This window comes from Candidatus Limnocylindrales bacterium, assembly GCA_035626395.1.
In the GTDB taxonomy this organism is placed as follows: Bacteria; Desulfobacterota; Binatia; order UBA1149; family CAITLU01; genus DASPNH01.
Genome location: DASPNR010000001.1, coordinates 1 through 23,717, shown reverse-complemented (window position 1 = coordinate 23,717; position 23,717 = coordinate 1). Strand labels below are relative to the sequence as shown.

Annotated in this window: 27 protein-coding genes; 22 read left to right on the top strand and 5 right to left on the bottom strand. The window is 61.8% G+C overall.

The window, feature by feature from the left end:
- Positions 1–401: 401 nt before the first annotated feature.
- The 3 genes from VEC57_00135 to VEC57_00125 are packed head-to-tail and all read right to left on the bottom strand — an operon-like array spanning position 402 to position 2,028.
- Positions 402–1,040 (bottom strand): class I SAM-dependent methyltransferase, encoded by a 639-nt coding sequence (locus tag VEC57_00135; GenBank protein HYB97526.1) that lies wholly within the window; start codon positions 1,038–1,040, stop codon positions 402–404.
- On the bottom strand, positions 1,037–1,843 hold the full coding sequence (locus VEC57_00130; GenBank protein HYB97525.1) for a hypothetical protein: 807 nt from the start codon (positions 1,841–1,843) through the stop codon (positions 1,037–1,039). Before VEC57_00130 ends, VEC57_00135 begins: the two co-directional genes overlap by 4 nt.
- 2 nt (positions 1,844–1,845) lie before the next feature.
- Complete coding sequence (locus VEC57_00125) at positions 1,846–2,028, bottom strand: hypothetical protein (GenBank protein HYB97524.1); 183 nt, start codon at positions 2,026–2,028, stop codon at positions 1,846–1,848.
- Between the two features lie 384 nt (positions 2,029–2,412).
- Between VEC57_00125 and VEC57_00120 the strand changes: the two genes are divergently transcribed.
- The 20 genes from VEC57_00120 to VEC57_00025 all read left to right on the top strand — a co-directional run bounded on the left by VEC57_00120 (position 2,413) and on the right by VEC57_00025 (position 21,462).
- Positions 2,413–2,610: a hypothetical protein gene (locus VEC57_00120; protein ID HYB97523.1), complete on the top strand. Its 198-nt coding sequence runs from the start codon at positions 2,413–2,415 to the stop codon at positions 2,608–2,610.
- The gene (locus VEC57_00115; GenBank protein HYB97522.1) at positions 2,597–4,234 is read left to right on the top strand and encodes a terminase family protein; all 1,638 of its coding nucleotides are present in this window, start codon (positions 2,597–2,599) and stop codon (positions 4,232–4,234) included. Before VEC57_00120 ends, VEC57_00115 begins: the two co-directional genes overlap by 14 nt.
- Before the next feature lie 56 nt (positions 4,235–4,290).
- Positions 4,291–6,396, top strand: coding sequence for a hypothetical protein (locus VEC57_00110; GenBank protein ID HYB97521.1), 2,106 nt, complete (start codon positions 4,291–4,293; stop codon positions 6,394–6,396).
- Positions 6,393–6,671 (top strand): hypothetical protein, encoded by a 279-nt coding sequence (locus tag VEC57_00105; GenBank protein HYB97520.1) that lies wholly within the window; start codon positions 6,393–6,395, stop codon positions 6,669–6,671. Before VEC57_00110 ends, VEC57_00105 begins: the two co-directional genes overlap by 4 nt.
- A 199-nt stretch (positions 6,672–6,870) precedes the next feature.
- A complete protein-coding gene (locus tag VEC57_00100; protein ID HYB97519.1) occupies positions 6,871–7,929 on the top strand; it encodes a hypothetical protein in 1,059 nt (352 codons plus the stop codon).
- A gap of 2 nt (positions 7,930–7,931) precedes the next feature.
- Positions 7,932–8,933: a DUF5309 family protein gene (locus VEC57_00095; protein ID HYB97518.1), complete on the top strand. Its 1,002-nt coding sequence runs from the start codon at positions 7,932–7,934 to the stop codon at positions 8,931–8,933.
- Between the two features lie 30 nt (positions 8,934–8,963).
- Positions 8,964–9,425, top strand: coding sequence for a hypothetical protein (locus VEC57_00090; protein ID HYB97517.1), 462 nt, complete (start codon positions 8,964–8,966; stop codon positions 9,423–9,425).
- 76 nt (positions 9,426–9,501) lie between these two features.
- Entirely contained in the window at positions 9,502–9,846 is a 345-nt protein-coding gene (locus VEC57_00085; GenBank protein HYB97516.1) for a hypothetical protein, read from the top strand.
- The gene (locus VEC57_00080; protein HYB97515.1) at positions 9,846–11,150 is read left to right on the top strand and encodes a hypothetical protein; all 1,305 of its coding nucleotides are present in this window, start codon (positions 9,846–9,848) and stop codon (positions 11,148–11,150) included. Before VEC57_00085 ends, VEC57_00080 begins: the two co-directional genes overlap by 1 nt.
- A gap of 14 nt (positions 11,151–11,164) precedes the next feature.
- Entirely contained in the window at positions 11,165–11,512 is a 348-nt protein-coding gene (locus VEC57_00075) for a hypothetical protein (GenBank protein ID HYB97514.1), read from the top strand.
- A 4-nt stretch (positions 11,513–11,516) separates the two neighbouring features.
- The gene (locus tag VEC57_00070; protein HYB97513.1) at positions 11,517–12,206 is read left to right on the top strand and encodes a hypothetical protein; all 690 of its coding nucleotides are present in this window, start codon (positions 11,517–11,519) and stop codon (positions 12,204–12,206) included.
- Positions 12,207–12,242: 36 nt separating this feature from the next.
- A complete protein-coding gene (locus tag VEC57_00065) occupies positions 12,243–12,512 on the top strand; it encodes a hypothetical protein (GenBank protein ID HYB97512.1) in 270 nt (89 codons plus the stop codon).
- The gene (locus VEC57_00060) at positions 12,512–12,679 is read left to right on the top strand and encodes a hypothetical protein (protein HYB97511.1); all 168 of its coding nucleotides are present in this window, start codon (positions 12,512–12,514) and stop codon (positions 12,677–12,679) included. The genes VEC57_00065 and VEC57_00060 overlap by 1 nt, the downstream gene beginning before the upstream one ends.
- 26 nt (positions 12,680–12,705) lie before the next feature.
- A complete protein-coding gene (locus VEC57_00055) occupies positions 12,706–15,210 on the top strand; it encodes a hypothetical protein (GenBank protein ID HYB97510.1) in 2,505 nt (834 codons plus the stop codon).
- Entirely contained in the window at positions 15,210–15,686 is a 477-nt protein-coding gene (locus VEC57_00050; protein ID HYB97509.1) for a hypothetical protein, read from the top strand. Before VEC57_00055 ends, VEC57_00050 begins: the two co-directional genes overlap by 1 nt.
- Positions 15,687–15,689: 3 nt before the next feature.
- Positions 15,690–17,771: a hypothetical protein gene (locus VEC57_00045; protein HYB97508.1), complete on the top strand. Its 2,082-nt coding sequence runs from the start codon at positions 15,690–15,692 to the stop codon at positions 17,769–17,771.
- 3 nt (positions 17,772–17,774) lie between these two features.
- The gene (locus VEC57_00040) at positions 17,775–19,082 is read left to right on the top strand and encodes a hypothetical protein (protein ID HYB97507.1); all 1,308 of its coding nucleotides are present in this window, start codon (positions 17,775–17,777) and stop codon (positions 19,080–19,082) included.
- Positions 19,082–20,860: a hypothetical protein gene (locus VEC57_00035; GenBank protein HYB97506.1), complete on the top strand. Its 1,779-nt coding sequence runs from the start codon at positions 19,082–19,084 to the stop codon at positions 20,858–20,860. Before VEC57_00040 ends, VEC57_00035 begins: the two co-directional genes overlap by 1 nt.
- Before the next feature lie 78 nt (positions 20,861–20,938).
- Positions 20,939–21,193, top strand: a complete 255-nt coding sequence (locus tag VEC57_00030) for a hypothetical protein (protein HYB97505.1) — start codon at positions 20,939–20,941, stop codon at positions 21,191–21,193.
- Complete coding sequence (locus VEC57_00025; protein HYB97504.1) at positions 21,190–21,462, top strand: hypothetical protein; 273 nt, start codon at positions 21,190–21,192, stop codon at positions 21,460–21,462. The genes VEC57_00030 and VEC57_00025 overlap by 4 nt, the downstream gene beginning before the upstream one ends.
- A 34-nt stretch (positions 21,463–21,496) precedes the next feature.
- Here VEC57_00025 and VEC57_00020 read toward each other — a convergent pair whose 3' ends face one another.
- Positions 21,497–21,922, bottom strand: coding sequence for a hypothetical protein (locus tag VEC57_00020; protein HYB97503.1), 426 nt, complete (start codon positions 21,920–21,922; stop codon positions 21,497–21,499).
- Complete coding sequence (locus VEC57_00015) at positions 21,919–22,230, bottom strand: hypothetical protein (protein HYB97502.1); 312 nt, start codon at positions 22,228–22,230, stop codon at positions 21,919–21,921. Before VEC57_00015 ends, VEC57_00020 begins: the two co-directional genes overlap by 4 nt.
- 666 nt (positions 22,231–22,896) lie before the next feature.
- Here VEC57_00015 and VEC57_00010 point away from each other — a divergent pair.
- Positions 22,897–23,157, top strand: coding sequence for a hypothetical protein (locus VEC57_00010; GenBank protein ID HYB97501.1), 261 nt, complete (start codon positions 22,897–22,899; stop codon positions 23,155–23,157).
- A gap of 20 nt (positions 23,158–23,177) precedes the next feature.
- Positions 23,178–23,717 (top strand): hypothetical protein (locus VEC57_00005; GenBank protein HYB97500.1); only part of this gene is annotated, 540 nt, incomplete at its 3' end.

Sequence of the window (23,717 nt, the reverse complement as noted above, 5' to 3'; positions counted from 1 at the left end):
GAATTAAGGAGAGGTGAACACAACGCCGACCGTGGCCTCACGCATCTCGGCGGCGACGCGTTGAACGGCAGCGACCGACGCTGGATCGGCCGGCCGCGGTTTGACGCGAATGCGCTTCCACGAGGCACAGCCGGAGAGTGCCAAGGCGATGGCGAGGGCGGGTAACGACAGGCTTGCGGGTTTCATTGGCGCAATCCTGCCGGGTTGTGCGTGGCTTGGCCATTACGATGCGCGCGGTCGTTTCTCACGCAGCATGGAAAGCTCACGCTCAATCTGGGCCAACGCGGTGTCCAATTCACGTGTCGGAACCAAGCGGATGTGCTGTGCGTGATTCAATGCGCGAAAGCTCGGCAGTTGGAGCAAATCGGAGATAAATTGCATTGCGGCGTGGTCATTATGCTTCATGGCTTCATCACCCAATGCTTGCCGCTCTCGCGGAACTTCGCCCCGCGCTCGTGGGAAAAGCGAAGGACTGCGTGGAACACGCCGGGGAACGTGCGGAAGTCGTCGCCGAACATCTGCCCCACCCCGGGCGTCAACATCGGCCAGTATTGCTCAATGTCGGCGAAGCACGGGTAGTAGTCGTGGCAGCCGTCTATGAAGATGAGCTCGGCCGTGACGCTGTGGAATTTGAGAATCTGCGCCCCGTTGTGGCTTGTGTTCAGGATGGGGATGATTCGGTCGGCATAACCGGCCGCCTTCACATTCACGAGGAACTGCTCGTAGAGCAGAGGGCGCCCCTGCGCGGAAACCGGGAACTTGTAATCGACGTTCGCTCGTACGAAGTGCTCCGGCGAGGCGAGCCAGGTGTCGACGCAGTAGATCTTGGTCCCGAGGTGTTCGGTCAGCTCGGCCATTTTGATTGCCGAGCAGCCTTTCCATGAGCCGACCTCGACGATGGTGCGCGGCTGGGTCTCGGCGATCATCTCGGCGAAGATGGGGGAGTCGGTGGAGTCCCACGTCTGGCGGTCCACATCGAGGCCGAGGGATTCGACGCCGGCGTAGACTTCGGGGCCGGGGAGCGGGCGCGGGCCGTTCATGCCATCACCTGCTTTTGCGTGATCGGGTAGGGCGCGCGGCCGACGTGCGACACGACGCATTCGAGGTCGGCGTAAATCTTGTAGCCGCACTGGCGCGCGACGTGGCAAAAATAGTAGTCCTCGCCGAGGAGGTTGCCGGGCGGGTGATGGTCTGAGACGGCGTCAACTATGGCATTCAACATATCGCAGGTCGTGGCGAGCGGACTCGCGATTTGCTTGGCCTCCGGACATCCCTTCAAGACGGCGCGAATCTTCGCCAGCCTCTCCTCCGCCGTCCGGGGCCCAACGACCCCCATCGGGAAATACTCGTGCAGAACACGCTCCGGCTTCTCGTCCGTCGCCGGCACCGCGAAATCCCGCCATGGCTGCGCCTCGCGAATCGTGTCGAACACCTGACACCGAATCCACAGCCAGCCAGTCGCGATGTAGTCGCACTGGATCAGCCCTCGGTCGTCCTTCACGGCGCCTGGCGTAGTACGCACAAGCCAGTGGGGCTTGCCCGGATGGCGCTTGCAGTAAATGCCTCCGACGATGTTGCGGTCCGCGTGCGACGTGATGCGGTCGAGATGACCGAGCGTGCCGCCCATGTCATCGTCTACGAAAACGATCTCCTCGAATTTCTCGTCGAGAGCATATTGGGCGAGCTCGTTGCGAGCAAAGTTCACCGACGGGCCGTCGAGGATAGAGAAGCCGAACTCACGCCCCGGCAGGAGCTGCGGGTTGCTCATCACCGGAAGCAGCCACTGCAAGTAGCCCGACGAGACGCCTTGGCGGATGGGCGTGGCGATCAGAATGCGGCGCATGGTCACTTGATCCACAGGAGCAGCGCGCACCACACCATGAAGCCCAAGGCCAAAATGGCGGTCGCAACCTCGCCGCCCAGCTTCACCTCCCGAGTCCGCGGGTAGTTGTGGAGGCTCATGTTGAGAGATGAAACGACGAACACGAACATGTTTAGCCAGAAAGACGTCAGCACGTAGGTTTCCATGCGTTCACGCCACGAGTCACGGGACAAACCCGCAAGCCGTCTGTAACACGCATCGTTACGTATAAGGCCTCCTTCTAGGCGACAACCCTAGCGTAACTGTCGCGGTTACATTCTTGCCACTTGCTTTGTAAGCCACCTGGGTTGCGCCATGGCGACCGAACAACGCTGCTGCAAAGACTGCAAGTGGTGCTCGGTGGAGCACGGCTTCAGCAGAGACTTCTACTTCTGCGAACACCCTATGGCCCCGAGGAGTCCCGATAGCGGAAAGCCGGACAAGGCTTCCTATTTTAGGAGCAAATATCCTGAAGCAGCATGCGGCCCGGAGGGGAACCTCTTTGAGCGAGTCGAGCCGCGCCCGAGCCTGTGGCGGTCCCTCTTGGGCATATGACCGACGATCCCCTCAAGCCGTGCCCCTACTGCGGCGCCGAGGCCCGCGTCACCTTCACCGGCATTCTCCCCGACGTATGGTGGGAGGTCGCCTGCGCCGACGGATGCGCCTCCGTCGGCAAGCAGGGCCACGAGACCCCTACCCGCGCCGTCGTCTGCGAGCGGTGGAACAGTTGGCAACATGCCTGCCGGTAGCGTCCATTACGCCGACCATTTCCACCCGGATTTCGGCGTATTGTGGCGACCGCCAAAGCCCCGCGCCGAGCTGGAGACGTGGAGCCTTGAGCAGCTCCAAAAGTACAAGGCTGCGCGCGACCTGATCGACTCTCACGGCGCCGGCATAAATCCCGTTCAGGGGTGGTCACTCCCGATGTGGAAGCGCGTCCAGGAGAATTGGACGAAGTACAATATCCACGTCATGCTCGGCGGGAACCAGAGCGGAAAGACTACATTCGGCGCCCGCGCGACCGTATGGGCCGCAGCGACAATTCCCGAGGCGGAAACGTACTGCTTTCACGTCACGGACAAGCGGTCTATCGATGACCAGCAGCGGTTCATCTACGAGGCGATCCCCGCGGCGATCAAAAACCTTCCGACGAAGAAAGGGACGCATCACAGCATCCAGTATTCGCAGAAGAACGGGTTCACCGACGGCATTTGCATCCTTCCGCCCCACCCTGGATGCCGGCGCGGCGGATCGATCAACTTTTTCAACTACGCGCAGTACGCCCAAAACGACCAGATCATCGAGGGCATCAAGGCGCACTTCATTTGGGCGGATGAAACGATCCCGATGGGCCTCTTCGACACCCTACGGTATCGCCTCTTCACGTACCACGGCCGGATGCTGCTCACGTTCACCGTGATCGACGGCTGGAACGACACCATCGAGAAAATCCTGTCGCGGCGCCGCACGCTCGAGTCGGCATTCGTCGGAGGACGAATCAATCGCAAGCTCCCGCTGATCGAGGAAAGCCTCTCCGTAGACTCGTGCTGCATCTACTACGCGTGGACCGAGCACAACCCATGGACCGACTGGAACGAGTTCATGAAGCTGAACGCGAACATTCCGTTAACGGAACTGCTCGCGCGCGGCTACGGCGTTCCGACCAAAAGCATGTCCGGCGTCTTCACCGGGTTTGACCGCGAGGTCCACGTCGTCCCGCACGAAAACATTCCGTTCGTCAAGGACACAAAATACGCGGTTACGCGTTACATGGCCATAGACCCGGCCGGCTCGAAAAGCTGGTTCATGGCGTGGGTGGCGATTGACTCCGGCGGAACGTGGTGGGTCTACCGCGAGTATCCGGACGCCGACGTTTGGGCCGAATCGAGCAACGATCCCGACGGGAAGCCGGGCCCGGCGCAGAAAGGGTCAAAGTTCGGCATCAAGGATTACGTCGAGCTCATCCGCGACGCAGAGGGAGAGGAGCAAATTTACGAGCGGTACATCGACCCGCGCATGGGCGCTGCGGAAAAGCAGAGCGAGGAAGGCGCGACTACAATAATTTCCGACCTAGACGACCAGAACATGACCGTCATTCCGGCTCCCGGCGTGGACGAGGACAACGGCCTCCAGCTACTCAAGGGGCTTATGCGTTGGGACGAGACGAAGGAGCGCGACTCGCTCAACTCGCCGAGGTTCTTCGTCTCAGATCGGTGCCAGAACATCATCTTCGCGCTCTCGGAGTACAAAAAGCACAGCCGCAAGGAGGCGACGAAAGACCCAATCGACGCCCTGCGCTACATCGCCGTCAGCAATCCAGAGTACTATGAGCTAACGGACATGAAGGACGACCACCCGACGGGGTGTTATTAGGCGCAACCCTCATTTCGGCTTGTAATAAGCCGGCCTAATAGCAACAGGGTTGTGCCGTGAGCAGCATCACGGGCGACACTACCCAGCCAGAACCGGCGCTTCAACTCGCGCCGCGTGGCGAAGACGGCCCGGATTTCGGGTGGCTCAAGAAGGCGTGGGAGGATTGCGTCCGCGACAACCAGCCGTTCGTCAGCCAATGCCAGGTCAACTACAACACTCGCTACGCGCTGTGGTCCGGGCAATCGGAGGACGGGAAGAAGCACGCTCGCGAGGGCGCAAAAGTCGATCCGACGCCATGGGACGGAGCCTCCGACCTCCGCGTTTTCCTCACCGACGAGGCGATCAACTCGAAAGTGGCCATGCAGTGCATGGCGTTCCGCAAAGCGAACCTCGTGGCGGTGCCAGTCGAAGGAAACGACCTCAAGCGCGCGAAAACCGTCTCCAATTTCATGCGCTGGCTTATCCAGACGCAGATCCCGGAGATCGATCGCGAGGTGGAACTGCTCGCAAACATCCTCAACGAGAAGGGAATCGCGGCGACAGGTCAGTTTTGGGAGCGGTGTCAGGAGAAAACGCTCGCTAGCGTGTCGATTGCCGAGCTCCAGGAGCAGTTCCCGAGCATCGACATCCCGGCGCTTCTGGAATCCGGCATCGCCGACGACGATTTGGCGGCGCTTTTCGAGGAGCAGTTCGGCTGTTCGGCGCGCAAGGCGAAGAAAATGCTGCGTGAACTGCGGGAAACCGGCAAAACGACCGTCCCGACGCTCGGGCGCGAGTACTCGAGGCCGATCATCCGCGCGTTTTCACTCGACGAGAACCTTTTCATCCCAAGTTACGCGACGGACCTCGAAACCGCGCCGGCCATCTACCGCGTGGAGTACTTTACGGCCGAGCAGCTCCGCGGTTTTGTGCTCACGGACGGCTGGGACGAGCAGTGGGTGGAGAAGGCCATCGAAACGCAGCGCGGAAAATGGCTTTCGGCGACGCCGCCGGAGTATCTGTACCCGGTTTCACGCTCCTTCATCTGGCAGGAGCAGCGTTTCCACGAGTTGATCGGCGTCGTGTACGCTTACCAGCGGCTTTCGGACGAAGACGGGGTGCCCGGCATCTACCTGACGGTCTTCAACCCGAATCTATCTCCCGACGACACCACCAAAGGGTATGCAAAGTTTGGCCTCTTGGGCTACGCACACGGGCAATACCCCTTCGTCTTGCATCGCCGGGAGTATCTTTCGCGAAAACTCCACGATTCGCGCGGCATCCCTGAGCCGGGCAAGCCGTGGCAGGATCAGATCAAGGCGCACCGCGATTCGCGCATCGACGCGGCGTCGCTCGCGATCATTCCGCCGATCATGTACCCGATTGGGCGGCCGCCGGCGCGCTGGGGGGCTGGGGCGCGCATTCCGGAGCGGCGTCCGGGCGAATATCACTTCGCGGATCGGCCGGCGCCTGACCTTTCCACGGAGGAGAGCGAGAAAATCCTGTCCGACACGTTCAACCGCTACTTCGGCTTCGTCTCGGCGGAGACTGACCCGACGTTCGCGGGCCTCAAGAACCAGCAGGACGTGGATAAGTTCCTAAGCGGTTGGTGCAAGGCGTACCGACAGGTTTTTTCGCTGTATAAGCAGTTCGGCGACGAGAAAGTGGCCTTCCGCGTTATCGGATTGCAGCAGGTGGCCCCAGGAATCTTTGAGAAGGGCGATCCGCGCGAATCGATGGACTTCTACCTTCAATTCGACGTCCAGAGCATGGATTTCGAGATGATGGGGCAGAAGTTGGAGGCCATCGCGAAGGCGATTGCGACCGGCGACAAGTACGGCCAGGTCGACTACGCGCAGTGGTTGCAGGTGATGCTTGAGGCGATTGACCCGAACATTGCCGAGCGGATCATCCGGCCGGAGAACGTAGGCACGGCGCAGGCGGTGAAGGAAGAGAAGGACGCGCTGTCCAAAATCTTCGCCGGGTTTGACGAGGACATCACGCTCGGCGCGCCGCCTCAGATCGGAATGCAGGTTATCCAGCAGTGGGCGCAGACGCCGGACATCATGCAACGCTTGCAGCAGGACGAGCCGTTCAAGAAGCGCGTCGAGAAGCGGTACAAGCAGTACGAATTTCAGACTACGCAGCAGGAGAACGCGAAGATCGGACGTTACGGAGCATGATCCAATCTCAACGCCAGAAGCACTACGAGGAACGCATCCGCGAGAAGATGCTCCCGCTTGTCGGGATGCCGGCGTTCGAGGCGTTCATGGCCGTCCTGCGCGAGTCGCGCGAGGCATCCATCGCGGATTCGCTGATGGATTCGGTCATCGCCAACCAGCGCAACCACCTCGCGGCCATCGGCGAAATTCGGTGCTTCACGTCCATTCTATCGATCTACGACGCGGCCGTTGAGCAGCATCGGACGGCCAAGCCGGAAGAGGTCGAGGGAGACTAGCACAAGGCAGGCTGTCACCCTCGGGGTTACATTTGTGTTGACGGGAGGATTATTAGTTGTGCTTCTTCGCGTGCCGGGTTAGCAGTTATGCTAATGGCCGCCCTCGGGGGCGAACAACCCGTGGCAAGGGAATCCGTTCTTGGTCGTAACCATGGCAAGCGAGACACAAGGGGCAGCTTCGCAACCCGGGGAAACCCAAATGCGCGATGGCAAGGAGAAGGGCGCTGACAACCTGACCGGAGCGCAAGCCGCTGCGCTGTTCCTGAAAAAGGAGCAAGCCAACTCGGAGAGCGCGCCGACTGCGGAGCAGGAGGTCGCCGAGAAATCGGAAGGCGCAAACCCAGCCGCAGAAGAGGAGCCGAAGGGCACCTCTGCCGAGACGCAGCCCGAAGCCGAAGCCTCCGCCGAAATTCAAAACACGGAGTCCGAGACCGAGGAAGCGTCCGACGATCTTTCCCAGTCAACCACTCTCACGCCAGAGCAGAAGGCCGCCTTCCAGAAGATTGTTAATCGGGAGACGGTGAAACGGAAGGCGCTGGAGGCGCAACTACAAGGGGTACAGGCGCAGCTGGCCGACATGCAGGCCGCGCAGACCCACTCACCGCAAGTCGCCGCGCCAGCCATTCCCGACGGTTCACCTCTCGCGAAAGTTGAGGACATCGCGGGGCTGCAAAAGCTCCACGCGGACGCCAAGGAGGCGATTCGCTTTGCGGAGGACGCCCTTGAGCGTGCCCGCGACGGCGAGCAGCTTCCCGAAGGCTGGACGAAGGAGTCCCTTCGCCAGATTAGGCGCGAGGCGCAAGCCCACCTCGACGATTACATCCCGGCCCGCGCGGCGTTCCTGCAACAGCGGCATAACGCCGACCAGAAGGCATTCGAGAAGTTTCCGTTCCTCCGGGACCGGACAGCCCCCGAATACCTAACGGCGCAGATGCTTCTTAGGCATCACCCCGAGCTGAACAACAGCCCCTTCAAGAACACGCTTCTTGGGGCGGCAGTCGTCGGCTTGCAGGCGATGCAGGAGCGCGAGCAAGCCGCGAGCAAGGCGAAGGAAAAGCCCAAGGCGCCGACGCCGAAGCCCGCGAGCGACCAGACCGCCGTCAGTGCGGGCGCCGCAAGCGCCCCGCGCGCGCCGGCGACGGCCCAGAGGCAGCAGCTAGCGAAGGCAGAGAGTGAGTTGAAGGCGAAAGGTAACGTCAGCGGCAGCGATGCAGCCAAGTTCCTCGCGCAACGCGAACTCGCTCGAACCTCTCGCTAGTCATGGCTCAAGCCACCACTTACAATCAGCCGTCGAATCGTGAAGACCTCACGAATTTCCTGACGATTCTCGATCCGGAGGACACGCCAAAGCTGTCCTCCTTCCCCAAGACCCCGCGGCCGTCCAACGTCTACCAGGAATGGCAGATGGACAGCCTGGCGCCCGTCGACTTCTCGGGCGTCGTTGAGGGTCGCGACGTCCAAGCCTTCAACAACGAGGCCGAGAACCGCGCCCGCATCGGCTCGTACATCCAGCGCTTCCGCCGCCCGTGGGCGGTCTCGGAGGAGCAGGAGGCGAGCGACCCGGCCGGCATCGCGTCCGAAAAGGCCAACTCGAAGACGAAGGCCATGCAGGAGGTCAAGCGGTCCATCGAAGCCTGCATTGGCTCCGACAACGACCGCCAGCAGGGCAATGGCTCAGTCCCGAACAAGCTCCGCGCCCTCGGTGACTGGATCGACTCGGCGGGCCCGGCGGACGTCCCGGCCACCTACCGCACGCCATCGGCCTCCATCGACACCACGGCGACGGCGTCTCTCACCGAGGCGAACTTCAACGCCGTTTTCCAGAGCATCTTCCAGCGCGTCGGCGGCGCCCGGAAGTACACGCTCTACGCTGGCCCCAACCTCAAGAAGGCGATCAGCAACTTCCAGCGCGCCACCGGCTCGAACGGCACCACGAAGACCTACCAAGTCACGCAGGACGCCGAGTCGCATCGAATCGACCTCAATGTCTCCTTCTACGAGGGCGACTTTCACACGGTCGAAATCATCCCCGACCTGTTCAACGGGCTCCTGGATGGTGCGACGCCCTGGAGCGTCACCGCGCAGCAGCAGGCGCGCGGCTACGTCATCAACCGCGAGTTGGTCGGCATCGGCACGATGATCGGCATGTACTCGCGCGAGCTCGAGGATCAGGGCGGCGGCCCGCGTGGGTTCGTTTCCACGACGCTGACGCTCATGTGCAAGAACCCGGCGGGCTTGGGCAAGTTCGCCGCCACCTCCTAACCAACAACCCAGCAACAGGAGGAACTTACCATGGCCGATACTGCTGTTACCATCGCGCGCACGCGCACGTCGCCGCTCGACAACATCGAACGCCTGAGCAGCGGAAACCAGAAATACAAGGTTCTGTTTTCCGACATCGCTTACGGCACGGGCTCGACCGACACGGTTACGATGACGCTCGGCGCGACCCCCGACAAGTGGGTTGCGACGAACGCCCTCGCCAACGTCACGACCGCCTTCGCGGGCACGACCGCGATGACGATGATCGTTGGCACGACCACGAGCACGAACGCCTTCATCACGGCGCAGTCGATCCTGACTGCGGGCGTGAAGAGTGGCGCCACGGGCCTGTCGGCGAATGCCGTGTCCGGCACGGCGTCCGCCTCGATGGTCGCGACGTTCACGAACGCGACGGGCGGTTCGCCGTCCGCGCTGACCGCCGGGGAACTGGACATCTACCTGTCCATCCTCGACACGACCAAGTTGGGCTAACGGATCTAGCCCACGCTTAGCACGGGGGAGGGCGGCAATTCATGGGGAAGCTGGCGCCGCCCTCCCCTTCCACTTTATGAGCGACGAAGCAACCAGCCAGTTCATGCGCGAGGCCATCGACGAGGTCGTGGCCACGTTCCCGGCGGAAAAGGCCAAGCTCGAGGCGGAGGCGCCGGCATTGGCTGCAAAGCTCCAAGCCGAGGGCCCCTTGGCCCTGAAACAGGGCTTGGGGCAGAAGATGGGCGAAGTTCCCGGGCGCATCTACCACCGATGGAACCTGCAATACCCGGGCTGCTGGGATGACCCGGCGTTCGTACACGCGTTTTTCACGGACAACCCGCAGTATCGTTCGCCGGGCTGGCGCCCGAAGCAGCACGCGCTTCGCCACGGGAAGACCTTCCTGAACGGCAAACCCGCCTGATGGCCGTCGCCACCAAAGCGTATTCGGATTTCGTCAACCGCGAGGCTGACCTTTGCGGCATTTCTCGCGACCTGATTCCCACGGACGTTGCGACGCTCTGGAATGGCTCGTTCACCCCCGCGATCAAGGAGGCGTGGGAACGCGGGCCATGGCTGGACGTCTGCCCCTATGGGGAGGCCCGATTCATCGGGAACCTGCTCACGTCGCCGAACAACCTGACGAACGCAGCGTGGACGGCGACGAACCTGACCGTCACGGCTAACGCCCTCGCCAACCCGGCGGACAGTCGCGTTACTGCGTCCAAGGCGCTGGAGACTGTCACGAACGGCGAGCACAAGACGGCGCAATCCATCGCCTTCTTCCCGACGACCGGCTACCAGGTGTCGTTTTATGCGCGCGCGCTCGGTCGCAGCTACGCGTACCTCTCCGTTTCCGACGGGACGACGACCTACACGGCGTTTTTCAACGTCTCCACCGGCGTCATCGGCACCGTCTCGAACTTCACGAACACGAGCATTCAGGCGGAGCCGAACGGGTTCTTTCTCTGCACGGCGACGCTCACCAGCTCGAGCACGGCCGGAAGCGGCTCGGTCGCGCTCCAGGTGTCGACGGACGGGAGCACGATCAGCTACGCAGGCGATGTCACCAAGGGATTGTATTTCTGGGGGGCCTCGCTCCAGCAGACGACCTACCCCAGCCCGGACAGCATGCTCATCCCGTGGGACCAGACGGGAGAGAGTGAGATTGAGGCCGTTTTTCAGGTGTGGCGCGACAGTCCCGTATGGCCGAACAACCCGCGGCCGCAGGGATACGAGCTCACGCCGAGCGGCATCCAGATCATCCCGGAGTTTGGCGGGGGCGGTTTCGTGCAGCCCGTCAACTACGTGGCGCCGATGCCGAACCTGGTGTGGCTCTACTTCCGCAAGCGGTGCCCGACGTTTGAAGGCGACGACTTCGACGCGACGGATACGTACGCGATCGGCGACCAGATCTACTACACGGCGGCCGACGGGAAATCGAACTACTACAAATGCCTCGCCGCCACGTCGGCCGGCCAAGACCCGGACGATACGCCGAGCAAGTGGGAGCTGCTGGAGATCCCGGCGGTGTTCTTCGATTTCATCTGCTACCGTGTCTACTCCGAGTGGCTGCTTTCGGACGGCCAGATGGACAAGGCGCAAGGCGCCGAACAGGTCGCGAACAACCGGCTCGACCAGGAGTTTGACCGGCAGGAGCGGCAGATGGGCTGGGTTCTCCCAATGAAAGTTCAGACCCACGTCACCTCACAGGCCCGAATTTACTAACCCAAGGAATCACCATGGCAGCAGGCGCATCCGGCCCTAGTGGCATCGTAAACCTCTACACGCTTCCCGCGCGCGACAATGCGGGCGCACAGATCGCGGACCAGCGCATCACCGTGGACAGTACTGCGGGCGGCGTTCAGGGGACGGCCTACACGCAATCCTACGTCGTTACCGTTGAACTCGACGTGCAGGACGCCGACGTGATGGTGACCTTCGACGGGAGCGCGCCCACGAGCACGAACGGGCACCGGCTCTATGCCGGCCAGATGATGACGTGGAAGAAAGAGCGGTTCAACGCCGCGAAGTTCATCCGCCAAGGGAGCACTAACGCGGCGATTCAAGTCAGCCCAAGCGCGATCTAATCCCATGGCCCTTTCTGGCAATCCCGTTGTCCTAGGAAACAACGCCAACCGTCCGGCCGGGTCAGTGTCGCCCGTTGGTAGCTCTTCGTCAACGACGACGGACAACGCGATCGTACGCTGGGACGGTACTACCGGCACGTTGATTCAAAACAGCGCCGTCACCGTCGCCGACACGACGGGAGCCATGGCGTGGGATTCTGGCCAAAACGCCCTCCTCACTGCCGCCTCGGGACGGTCGCTGATTTTGCAGTCGGGCGGCGTAACGGCACTCACCTTGGACTCCTCGCAGAACGCGACCTTCGCGGGCGAGGTTCGAGGGGCCGGGAACATTTACATCACAACGGGAAGCACGAGGCTGTCGGCCGCGGCTGACGGCGTCCTTAGAATTTCAAACGCCGCCGCCACGGACTTTAGCCGCCTTCAGTTCGGCGGGACGTCCGCGAGCTTCCCGGCGCTGAAGCGTCTGAGCGCTGCACTACAGGTTATCACAGCGGACGACGGAGGCTACGCGGAACTTCACGCGTTGCGGCTACTCCTGAGTGGAACGACGCAGATTCGCGCGGGAACCGGAACGCCGGAGGGTGCGGTCACAGCTCCTGTTGGTTCACTGTTCCTCCGCACGGACGGCGGTGCGTCGACCACCCTGTACGTCAAGGAGTCTGGCGCAGGGAATACAGGTTGGATCGCTAAATAGCACACAGCAATGCCCTACTCGCGTTCTACGTATCGCATGGCTGGATTCTCAGCTGTGCCGGTGTACCAAAACGGTGGCACCAATCCGGTCAGCGTTACATGCACATCCGCTTTCAAAAGGCGTTACGTCAATGATGCTGACCCAAACGACTCGGAGGAGTCTTCTAAAGAGTTGGCGGTGTCCTTTGATCTACTTGCGGCGCCCGCCACCCAAACCACCGTTTCGGTCGGAGGCGGTGTAACCGTGACCGATGCGCAGCTCGCGGCGCTTATTCGCCGTCGTAGTGAAATCGCGGGAGGCTTGTGATGACGCTCGAACATCGGCAGGCGGACATCACGGCCCAGCTGGCGCAGAACAACGTTCGCGACTTGATCGCGAACCTCGCGCGAGCGTTTGAGGAGCGGGACGCTTTGCAGGCGAAGATAACGGAGTTGGAGGCTAAACTCGCGGAGGCGACGAAGCCTGTAATCTGATGGACCGTTACCGGACATATGGCCCGATGGACGACGTTCCGATTGCGGACGGCGACGACGGCTTTGTCGGGGTCGATCAGTACACGACGCCAGAGAACCTGGGCCCGCGTCTGGTTCAGGATGCGGTGAACGTCGATTTCAGCACGCAGGATGCGGTCACGCGCGGGGGGTTCGTATGCACGGCTTCTGTGGCATTTGGGTGGACATTGAGAACCCAAGCCCAGTCGAACTCGTGGAGTTCGGTTACCTTCGGCGACAACCTTTTTGTTGCTGTGTCCAGGAACGCCGCTCCAGGTCCCACCACGAATCAAGTGATGACCTCTCCGGATGGTACTGCATGGACAATTCGTTCCAGCTCCATGTTCGGGACGTGGGTGGCTGTCGCATTTGGTTCGGGCACATATGTCGCCGTGAACAGCGACGGGGTCGCTGCGACGGCGATAATGACTTCCGCGGACGGAATAACATGGACCACCCGATCGGCCTCAGAGGGGTCCAGTTGGAATTCGGTAACATATGGGAATGGGCTGTTCGTCGCGGTGGCTCAGGCGGTGGCTAGCGACGGCGTGATGACCAGTCCGGATGGGATCACGTGGACAAGTCGAACATCGGCCGCGAATAACAGGTGGAAGTCGGTAGCGTATGGAAACGGGGTGTTTGTTGCTGTGTCCACGACGGGCACCGGCAACCGCGTGATGTCGTCTTCCGACGGAATCACGTGGACCGCAAGAGCGTCAGCCGCCGACGATGATTGGACCTCAGTGGCATATGGGAACGGCGTTTTCGTCGCAGTCGCTTTAGCTGGCAGTGGATCACGCATCATGACATCGCCTGATGGGGTGACATGGACGGCACGAGCCAATCCAGAGTCCGCGCGGGCGTGGGTGTCCGTCGTCTACGGGGCCGGCAGTGGTATCTTTGTGGCCGTCTCTAACGGCCCACACGTCATTGTGTCATCGGACGGTATAACATGGAGCACCCGCACAATTCCTAGTAGTTGGTCTGGCTCAGCCATTACCTACGGAAAAGGATTGTTTGTTGGAGTCTCAGGCAACTCGACGATTGCCCAGCAGGTGCTGGTATCTTCGGGTGGCATCTATGCCTCCTCAAATTTCTCGGACCCCAACGACCCAGGCGCCATTTATGTTGCGTTGGCTGGTGCATACTCAGCGTTCTTCTATGCTCACGGTAGCACTCCGCGCGTGGTAGACTACCCGTCCGGTGAGGAGGTGTCCGAACAGTCCACGTTAGTTCAGGCCAATAACAAGGTCTATATATTCCGCGGGCCCAATGAGACGCCGCTCGTCTGGGATGGGGACTGGTCAACGACATTTACGGTGGCCACCGGCTCGATTCCGGCGAGTGTCCAAGCCTTGTATTGCCAGAATCGTCTTTGGGCCATTGATGGCAAGGACACGTTATCTGCATCCGACGTGCTGGACTTCACTACTTGGAATAATCTCGACAACTCGTTTAACCTGTCGAAGGGCGATTCCAACTACCTAGTCACTACCTACCCCTTTGGCGACACCACGATCCTCGTCTTCAAGAATCGAAGCATTCTGGCAATAAGCGGTGTTGACGGCTCCCTCGGCGACATTGTCGCCACGGAGATTACGCGACAGGTGGGCGCCATTGGAATCAACGCCGTTGTGTCGGTCGGGCCCGACGTCGTGTACATGAGCGACCGGAACATCAACCTAATCACGCTCACGGCGACAAACAACGCGGTCCAGCACAAGACGCTTCCCCTGTCGCGGAACATCCAGCGCCTGTTCAACCGGGTGAACTGGAATTTCGCGTACAAGGTCTCGATGGGCTACAACGACAACAAGCTCTACGTGGCCATCCCGCTGGACAACTCGACCGTTTGCAACGCGGTAGTCGTCTACAATTTCGTTACGGAGAATTGGTACGGGGAATGGAATTTCGCCGATGGCCTCGGCATGTCTATCCAAGGATGGGCAGTCGCGAACTATCTCGGCCTTCAACGCATGCATGCGATCACGGAGGACGGGCGAATCTTCGTCACGGACGAAGGCTCAAACGACATAACCGGGACAACGGTAGCGGAGATTTCGTCTTCGGTGACAACGCGAGCCTACCGCATGACCGACGAGAACCGCGTCAACCGCCGTATGTGGGCGGACATCTCGACGTGGCGGCCGTCCTACTCCGTCACGGCGTACGTGGACGGGGCTTCCGAGTCCTCGGCGCTCATCACGAACCAGACCTATTCGCGGTCGCAGTCGTGGATTTTCGGGGATTCGATGTACAATCTCAACAATTCCGGCGACAACTACAACCGCGCTGGCAGGAAGGATTATGCGGGGCTGCCGAGCGAAAGCATCCAGCCGCAAAGCGGGTTCCTACCGGAGATGCGGCAGGACTACCGTATTCCGCTCATCTTCCGGCGCAAGGGCCGGCTGGTCTGGTACAAGGTCGAAAACGCGCAAGGCGTGCTGTCGCTGAACGGCATTGGCGGGGAAGCGCGTACCGGCGACCGCAACAATTTCACTCAGGTACTCTGATGGCCAACGTCACTCCAGGCTATACCTTCACGTCGGCGTCGGACCCGATCACTTTCACCAAGCTAAATCTGATTGCACAGCCAACCGTGACGATTGGGACGGCCGAGGTCACCAACACGATGCTGGCGAGCTCAAATGGCATCGGTTACGTATCCGGCACGGGTGGCGCCGTGACGCAGGCCACAAGCAAGAGTACAGGCGTAACGATCAACAAGCCCTGTGGCACGATCACGATGAACAACGCTGCCCTGAACGCGGGGACGAGCGTGGGGTTCACGGTGACGAACAGCGTCGTCGCGGCAACGGACGTCGTCACCGTCAACATCAAGTCCGGCGCCACCGCCGACTCCTACACAGTCACGGTCGATGCTGTCGCCGCCGGCTCCTTCCGAATCTCCCTCCGAAACTACACGGGCGGCAATCTCTCCGAGGCGGTCGTTCTGTCGTTCGGGCTCATCAAAGCAGTCGCCGCTTAACCCATGGCCTCAATCAACGACTATATCCGCTTTCGGAGCGTACCGACGAACACGCCAGGGGTTAATCGCCAGATTTTGGAGGTGGACCCGGACGCGCCGCCGGAGGTGCAAGAGGCTGTGCGCCTGGCGAATCAGACCAACGCCGGATACGGTGGAAACATCACCGCGGATGGTCTCGTTGGGATGGTTCAAAGCACCCTCGGTTCCGGCTATTCGGCCACGCCGGGAGCCGAGTCGTACGCGCCCGTCAATTCGGTCACCGCGGCGCAGCAAGCCGAACTGTACGGAGATCCCGAGCCACCGCCGCCCGTTTCGGCACCTTCCGTTCCAGTCGCACCTCCGCCGGCGCAATTCAATCCGCCGCCCATCGCTCCCTCCGTCCCTTCGCAGACGCCGGTTCAGACTCCGACGGTTCCTCCGCCTGTTGCGATGGGTATGATGCGAAGCACGGCGTCAACACCCCAGACGGCCTCTCTTCCAACGATGAACACGCCCGAAGGGATGCGCGACCTCTACTCGGAAGGGGCCAACACCCTCCAGGCGCAGATCGCGTTGGCGCCCGATCAGTGGGCCGCGTACAACGAGTGGGCGCCGAAGTACGTAAACACGGACTTAAATCTCCTCCGTAATTCCCTGTTCGGCTCGGTGGACGTGGGCCAGTTCTTCGGCTTGAACGCCGAGGGTCAGCCGACCCGCAACACCGAGTTTTGGCAGGGCTACCAAGATGCCGGCGGCTGGGGCGCGGGCGGCGGCCAACAGTGGCTTGACCAGGCGGTCAACACTTCCACCTACCTCGATCAGGCTGCAATCCAACGAGGTGGCGGCCTCATGGGCATCAATCAGGCGCTCACGCAGGCGGCGAGTGAGCAGAGCCAGCGGGCGAACACGGCGCAGCGAACGGCCGACCTCAATGACGTGCGCAATTTGGGCGGCATGGCGCAACAGCTCTACCAGGACGCCAACCCGCAGCTTTACGGTTATCGCAACGTCATCTCGGATCGGGCACTCCAAGGCGTCGCTCCGACGGCCGCATACAACCAGATGGCGGGGATTGCCCAGCAGGGGTTCGCACCTCTCCAAAGCGGTCAGATTCGTGATGTCGGGAGCAACTTCGCGATGCCCACGGTGGGGGCGCCCAATTCCTACAACAATGTCCGCGCGGCCACCTCGGACGCCGGCTTGCAGAGCGCGATGGGGTCTTTGGGCTACACCGGAAGCGACATCCAGCGCACACTCGAGCAACAGGCGTTGCAGGGATTGCAGCTCGGGCGCGGTTTGTCTGCGGAGGAAACGCGCGACGCGACGCAGGCCGCGCGCGAGGCATTCGCGGCGCGCGGACTCATTAACAGCAACGCGGCCATCGGTCAGGAGGTTTTGAACCGCGATGCGGTGGCGCGTCAGCGCGAGGCGGAGCGGCGCGCATTCGCTCAGTCGGTCGACGCGACGGGATTCGGCCAGCGCCAGCAGGGGTTCGCGAACGCACTTGGCTACTCGAACGCGGCGCAGAACTACGCTGGCATGGGCTTGCAGGCCGACCTCGCCAATCAGGGGATGGGGCTCAATTACGCCCAGCTCGGTCTCAACGCAGGAATGGCGAACCAGCAGGCGCAGCTCGCGACGAACCAACTCAACCAACAGGGAGCGCTCGCGAACCAGCAGGCAGACATCACCCGCAATAATCAGGCCCTCCAGTACGGCGATTTCAACCGGCAGGGCTTGCAACAACAGTTCGCGAACCTCGGTTACGTCGATCAGGCGGAGATGCAGCGGCGCCAGTTCGAGGATCAACGTTTGCAGCAGGCGTTTCAGAACTTCGCCGGCACGTCGTTCGACCCGTATCAGGGCGTGCTCGGCCGCACGTCGGCGAACCAGGGCACGAACGCGGGTATTTTCGGTACGAGCGGGGCGACGACCGGGCAGTTGGGGAATGTGTACAACCAGACAAACCCGTTCAATTCGTACGCGTCTGACCTCTACAACACGAATTTCAACGCGGATCAGGCGAACAAGATTTCCGGAAGGAACAACCGCTCGGCCCTCTGGGGCTCGTTCATGTCCATGCTTGGCGGAATCGTCCCGGGTTAAACCATGCCATACGCACCAGGAGTCCAGGACATCAGCGGTCAGTTGCTCGGGCGCGGGATTAGTGACCTCGGCGCCGGGATCGGCCGTTTCATCGAGGCTAGGCAGAGGCGCAACGAGCAGAACAACGTTTTCCTCTCTAAGGCGAAGGCCACGGAGAGCTTCATCAAGAACAATCCGGAGAAGTTCGGCGGCGAGGAGTCGGTTAAACAGTTCCTTTCGGTCGATCCGAAGGAGTCGCCCGAAGCGCGCTACAACCGTCTGCAAGGGGCGCTGGAGAACACGATCCTTCAAACCAAGCTGCAAGAGCAGCAGCAGCAGGCGCAGATGCGTCAATTGGAGATCCAGCGCGCTCAGCAGCAGCAGGCGCAATTGGAGCGACTGCGGCAGTTCCAGCAGATGAGCCAGGGTGTCGGCCGCGGCGTCTACGCTCCGCAGGTTCAGGACCGGATGCAGCAGCAGATGGCCCAGAACCCGTTTATGGCGCAGGCGGCACAGCTCGCGCAGGCTACCGGGCAGGCGCCGGCCCCCGAGACCTTGGCGCAGATTCAAGCGCAGAAGGAGATCGCGGCCGCGAAGCCGAAGGACACGATGGTCCTTGAGCGCGTTCGCCAGTCCGGACCGAGGGGCGAGCCCATCGAGGTCACGTACGACGCCACGACCGGAAAGAAGTTTGCCGAGGGCCCGGTTTCCCAGACCCCGCGCCCCTACCCGAGCGCAGAAGAGGCGGCGGAAAAGGCGTACAAGGAGGAGCGGTCGAAGGCCATGGCCGCGATGGTTCAGGAGGTCATTGGGAAGGCCCAGCAATACCAGGAAACGCTCGACCAGACCTCGCGCGCGCGTGCGTTGCTCGAGCAGGACACGAAGCAGGGCCGTGGCGAAACGACGGTTCGCGCCCTTCAGCAGGCAATCAACTTCCTCGTTCCGGGCGACAAGCCCGTCTTCGACACGTCGAAGTCGGAGACCTTGCAGACGGCTTATGCCGACATGGCGGTCACGGCGGCGGCTCGCCTCAAGGGCCAAGGCCAGATCACGCAGCCGGAACGCGAGCTCCTGGCCAACACCGTTGCGAAGTTCACGGACTCGGCCAAAGGCGCAAGCTACATCATGGACTTCATGGACGCGGTTGCCCGGCGCGAGATCGCGAGAGGCGAGTATTTCGCGGACATCGAGGCGAGCGATCGTGCGGTCACCGCGAAGGACAATCAGCAGTTCTACCGCGACAACCCGATTTCCAAATTCCTGAAGTCGGACCTGAAACAGACGGGCGAAGAGTCGAAGACGGTTGACGACATTCTCAAGAAATACCGCTGATGGCCACGCTCAAAGAGCTTGAGGCGGCGCTGGTGAAGGCCGATGCCGCCGGCAACACGGAGGACGCGCAGATTTTGGCGACGGAGATTCGGCGTATGCGCGCGCAGACGGCCGCTCCGGCGGCGCGTCCCGTCGCTGGTCCGCCGGCTGATCCGAAGATCCAGGCACAGCGCCAGCAATGGGCTCAGGGCGGCGCGGGGGAGCGCGCGGCGATGCTTTTCCGGAACTTCCTCCCCTACTCGAAGGAGCCGGCGAAGCGGATGGCCGGAGCGGTCGTTGACGCGGGGCTGGAGGGCGGCGGGGCGGCCGTCGGGCAGGCCGTGGGAGCGGCAGGCGGCCCGTTCGCGCCAGTCACGGTGCCGGTGGGTGGGTTCATCGGGGGCGCCGCCGGGAACGCGGTCGGCCAACTACGGCGCGGGAACCCTTTCAACGTAGGGAAGGCCCTTGGTGCTGGCGTCGCCGGCGCCGTCCCTGGCGGCCCGCTGGCAGCCGCCTCGGTGCGGCAGGTGGCCAAGGAGGGGGCGAAGCAGGCCGGTGGGAATGTGGCCGCCAAGGCAACGGAGACGCTCGTTTCGGAAGGGCGGATGCCGACACTGGCGGAAGGAGCGACAGCCGCGGGTGCAGGAGTCCTTGGGACGGCGGTTGCTTCAAAACTCGACAAGGGCGTCCGTTCGGCCGCGGTTGAGTTTCGCGAGATGCAAAACGCGGTCGTTGATCGAACGATCCGCGAGGCGCAGGCCGCCGGGTATGTCGTACCTCCGTCGCGGATCGACCCCTCGCGCGTCAACAAACTCTTTGAGAGCATTGCCGGAAAGGCGGCGACGGCTCAGGAGGCCGTAGCGCGTAATCAGGAAATCACGAACGCCCTGGCGAAAAAGGAGCTTGGCCTCCCGGTCACGGCGCAACTCACCGAAGCGACCTTGCGACAGGTGCGTGCGAATGCAGCCAAGCCGTACCAGGAGATTTCCGAAATGGCCACGAAAGCGAAGGCCGACTTGGACGCGCTTGAGCGGAAAAGCGCCCTCACGGCCACGAACCAGCACGAGCTCGAAATCCTGCGCTCGGACCCGAAATACGTGCAGGAGCAGAGCGAGCTTGCGATAAAGGCCGCGGCGGATGTGGACGCCCTCAAGAAGGCCCGGCACGACGCGCAACTCTACTACAATTCCCACTTCCGCAACGGGCGCCCAGAGGATTTGGAAAAGGCGGTCGCGGCGGAGGCGCTTTCGGAGGAATTGGAGGAGAAAATCCAGATTGCGGCGCAGAAAATTGGCCGCGATGACCTGGCGCGGCAGTTGAAGGAATCTCGCCGAAAGATCGCTAAGGCGTACGAGATCGAGAAGGCGCTGAATCTCGGCGACGCGAACGTGTCAGCACCGCTGCTCGGGCGTTCGCTGGACAAGGGGCGCCCACTGACGGGAAACTTGCGCACGATTGCGCAGACGCAGCAGAGCGCGCCGTTTCGCTCGAGCATGAGAGACGCGGCGAGCACTCCAACGGCCGGCGTGAACCAGCTTTTGCCCTTCGGCACGGCCACGGCGGCGGCGAGCGGCGCCCCGCAGGGAATGGCAGCGGCGGCGATGTTCGCAGCGACGGGGCCGATGCGGAACATGATCCTGTCGCAGCCGTACCAGCGCTTCATGGCGCAGCCTAATCACGGGCGCCGCATGCCGGATAATCTCGCACAATTCGCGCGCATGAGCATCGAGGCGGATTCGCGGAACGAGCCGAATGGGTTTTTGCAGTTCCTCCAGACCGAGTTTCCCCGCAAACAATAACCAAAATTGTAATTGCCAAGCGAAGGCTTGTCCCTTGGCTTGTCTCACAACCCGATGAAGTCAGGAACGATTGCCGTCGTGAATCTGCTGGGGGCGCTGTGCGCGGTCGGCTGCGTGAGGCGGCTTCCAAACCTGAAGGATTCTGAAATCCACTCCCGGACGGCCAGCATGGGGGTCGTGGTGGAGGCGACGGCCACGGGGGTTAAGGTCACGGAAACCACGCTGAATGCCGAGGCGGCCGAGTGGAAGGTCAGCTTTCCGGGTTTTTCCCACGAAACGCGAGTCAAGGACTACACCCAGAAGCGGCCGCGGGAGAAAGACGACAAGCCGTGAGCGATCGCCTCATCCTATTCATCGCGCAAATCCCCGAGCCGGTATGGACGGGCATGGCGCAGGCCGGTATCTTGGCCCCCGTGCTCATCTGGTTCATGTGGCGGGACGGGAAGCGGGACGAGAAGCTGGAGAACATCGCGACGTCGTTGAACCATCTGGCGCGCGGACTCGCGCTGGAAGTGCTTTCCCGGCCGTCTGCTCACGAGAGGGCCAAGGTGGAGGCTAACGACATCCTTTCCCAAATCGCGCTAGACAAGCCCACGAAATAGCCGTTACGGCCCTAACGCGAAACCGGCGTCGCACTCAGGGCTTGTGAACGTAGGTCGTGAACTGGTGCCTGCCCTCGCGCTTTAAAAACCGTTCTTTTGTGAGCTGCTTTAGCACTGGGCTCACGTTCTGCGCGTCGAGCCGGTACGGAAAGCCGCCATCAGCAACCAAGCGGCGCACCTCGTTATTCGACAGCTTCTTTCCGGGGTTCTTCGTGAACACGGCGCGAACGGCGGCCTCCAGGGCGCCTCGAGGCGCCAGCGGGCGCGGAGCATAGATGACCGGCGCGTCTGCGGACCTAGCTGCGACCGGGAGCGCAGGGGCTACGACTGGCGCCGCTCCGTTCGGTGCGGCCAGCGCCCGGAGCTCGCTTAGGCGAATGCGCACGTCGCGCAGCTCGGTTTCCAGTTGTTGCTCGCGCTGCGACAGGGCGGCGAGGCGTTGCTCGATGGCGTTGCTCATGGGGAAGTGGCTTCCTGCGGCGCGCGCGGGCGCTGATGCGGACGCCCAAGTGGCTCAGGTGCGAATCGCATCTCATGTTCGGCATTCACGGCTTTCAGAATCTTCGACGATGCGTCCTCGACTGCCCGCCGTACGTCATCCCCGGCGGCCCAAGAAGCGTTCTCAGCCTGCTCCAGCTTTGCCCGAAGCGCGCGCAGTTCCGCAGCGATAGCGAGCAACCCCTGTTCATGGGCGACATGAACAGCCCCAAGTCTTACCCAAATTCCGATCAGAACCAGCGCCAGAACGATCAAAGCGGCGGTGAACATGGGGCGAAGTTATTCACAAAATGACCCGATGCGTGTTAACGCGTCGTAGTAAATTCTCCCTACCGTGTTTTTCCTCGCCTCCCCATCGGGAAAAGCCTGACGGTCGGACATGGGTTCCAAAACCTCGTCTGCGCCCCAGCCCCAGGGCGCACGCTTCCTGAGAAGCGGTTTGGCTAGGTTCGTAAAACAGCATATCAGTCCCTCCGACGCGCTTCGCTTGGTTCGACGGTATCGCGCTTCTAATCACGGTCGCGGCCTTCGCGCTTCCGACCGCGTCCCGTTCTTGCTCGAACTTCTGCGTAGAGCATGTCGACGATCTCTTTCAACTTCTCCGCGTCGGGCGCGGAGGGTGGATTCGAGTTAGATCCGTTAAGCCCCTCAGTGGGCACAATCGCCATGTGGCCGACGCGGAGGGCAACCCCCATCGTCACCGCTTTGACGAAAGAGTTTATCAGATCACGAAGGACTAGTGGCTCGGTACTCCCGATCCTCTGAACTGCGGCGATAAACTCCGCGCGCTGCGCCTTGGTGATTTTGACGCTGATGCTGTCATCGTAGACCGTGTCGCCTCGGCGTGGCATTTGCGCATCAGAAAACGCGCGATCCGTATACTAGGGAAACTTTTTTATTGACTACTAAAGATTCCTAGTATTCCTAGTGGACCCGATGAACGACGACTCGGGGTTTACGGTGCCTGTGAGCGCCAAAATTACGCCTAACTCGAAGGGGTTATTGGAGGAGGCTTACAAGCGGTTCGGGGTGCGGGAAGGGGCGCTTGTTCGGATGGCCGTCGAGGACTACGTCCCCCGCTATCTTGCCAACCACGGCAGGCCCGACGGACAGGTCATGGAAGTTGTCCGGGAGGCCCAATCCAAGGGCGTCGACGTTGTCGCCACCCTCACCCGCGCCGCGCGCCGGGCGCGGTGAACACCTAACCCAGCTTCCCCATGTGCCAATTCAAAAGCGCCATCGTCCTCAAGGACGAGTCAGCCAAAGGCGGTTTCAAGCTCCTCATGTCTCCGTGGACCGAGAGCCATTCCGAGCTTTGCGTCATCCACAAGCTGAACGACACCGCCAAGGCGCGCCTCTACTTCGCCCGCGTCGAGTTCACGCCCTCGTCCATGGACAAGGCCCACTTGGTCGACGAATACAAGCTCCGGATCGACGAAGAACGGACGCCCGAGTGGTTCGACGACGACATGAAGGTCGCGGTGACCGACAAGCTCCGCGCCTACATCAAGTCCATCATCGTCGAAGGCGACGTGCAGTTGCTCATCGGCGGTCAGTTCATCATCGCGCCCGGCGCGAAGGTTGAATCGGCGCATTCGATGGTTATCAACGCGATTTGTGGCGGCACCGTGAGCGCGATTCGTGGCGGCACCGTGAGCGAGATTTGTGGCGGCACCGTGAGCGCGATTTGTGGCGGCACCGTGAGCGAGATTTGGGGCGGCACCGTGAGCGCGATTCGTGGCGGCACCGTGAGCGCG

Coding starts and splice junctions, on each gene's coding strand:
- VEC57_00125 (HYB97524.1), bottom strand. CDS start 2,028: ATGGAAACCTACGTGCTGACGTCTTTCTGGCTAAACATGTTCGTGTTC.
- VEC57_00065 (HYB97512.1), top strand. CDS start 12,243: ATGGCTGGATTCTCAGCTGTGCCGGTGTACCAAAACGGTGGCACCAAT.
- VEC57_00105 (HYB97520.1), top strand. CDS start 6,393: ATGATCCAATCTCAACGCCAGAAGCACTACGAGGAACGCATCCGCGAG.
- VEC57_00010 (HYB97501.1), top strand. CDS start 22,897: ATGAACGACGACTCGGGGTTTACGGTGCCTGTGAGCGCCAAAATTACG.
- VEC57_00080 (HYB97515.1), top strand. CDS start 9,846: ATGGCCGTCGCCACCAAAGCGTATTCGGATTTCGTCAACCGCGAGGCT.
- VEC57_00060 (HYB97511.1), top strand. CDS start 12,512: ATGACGCTCGAACATCGGCAGGCGGACATCACGGCCCAGCTGGCGCAG.
- VEC57_00090 (HYB97517.1), top strand. CDS start 8,964: ATGGCCGATACTGCTGTTACCATCGCGCGCACGCGCACGTCGCCGCTC.
- VEC57_00055 (HYB97510.1), top strand. CDS start 12,706: ATGGACGACGTTCCGATTGCGGACGGCGACGACGGCTTTGTCGGGGTC.
- VEC57_00070 (HYB97513.1), top strand. CDS start 11,517: ATGGCCCTTTCTGGCAATCCCGTTGTCCTAGGAAACAACGCCAACCGT.
- VEC57_00040 (HYB97507.1), top strand. CDS start 17,775: ATGCCATACGCACCAGGAGTCCAGGACATCAGCGGTCAGTTGCTCGGG.
- VEC57_00120 (HYB97523.1), top strand. CDS start 2,413: ATGACCGACGATCCCCTCAAGCCGTGCCCCTACTGCGGCGCCGAGGCC.
- VEC57_00035 (HYB97506.1), top strand. CDS start 19,082: ATGGCCACGCTCAAAGAGCTTGAGGCGGCGCTGGTGAAGGCCGATGCC.
- VEC57_00095 (HYB97518.1), top strand. CDS start 7,932: ATGGCTCAAGCCACCACTTACAATCAGCCGTCGAATCGTGAAGACCTC.
- VEC57_00135 (HYB97526.1), bottom strand. CDS start 1,040: ATGAACGGCCCGCGCCCGCTCCCCGGCCCCGAAGTCTACGCCGGCGTC.
- VEC57_00045 (HYB97508.1), top strand. CDS start 15,690: ATGGCCTCAATCAACGACTATATCCGCTTTCGGAGCGTACCGACGAAC.
- VEC57_00100 (HYB97519.1), top strand. CDS start 6,871: ATGCGCGATGGCAAGGAGAAGGGCGCTGACAACCTGACCGGAGCGCAA.
- VEC57_00075 (HYB97514.1), top strand. CDS start 11,165: ATGGCAGCAGGCGCATCCGGCCCTAGTGGCATCGTAAACCTCTACACG.
- VEC57_00015 (HYB97502.1), bottom strand. CDS start 22,230: ATGTTCACCGCCGCTTTGATCGTTCTGGCGCTGGTTCTGATCGGAATT.
- VEC57_00130 (HYB97525.1), bottom strand. CDS start 1,843: ATGCGCCGCATTCTGATCGCCACGCCCATCCGCCAAGGCGTCTCGTCG.
- VEC57_00115 (HYB97522.1), top strand. CDS start 2,597: ATGCCTGCCGGTAGCGTCCATTACGCCGACCATTTCCACCCGGATTTC.
- VEC57_00050 (HYB97509.1), top strand. CDS start 15,210: ATGGCCAACGTCACTCCAGGCTATACCTTCACGTCGGCGTCGGACCCG.
- VEC57_00020 (HYB97503.1), bottom strand. CDS start 21,922: ATGAGCAACGCCATCGAGCAACGCCTCGCCGCCCTGTCGCAGCGCGAG.
- VEC57_00085 (HYB97516.1), top strand. CDS start 9,502: ATGAGCGACGAAGCAACCAGCCAGTTCATGCGCGAGGCCATCGACGAG.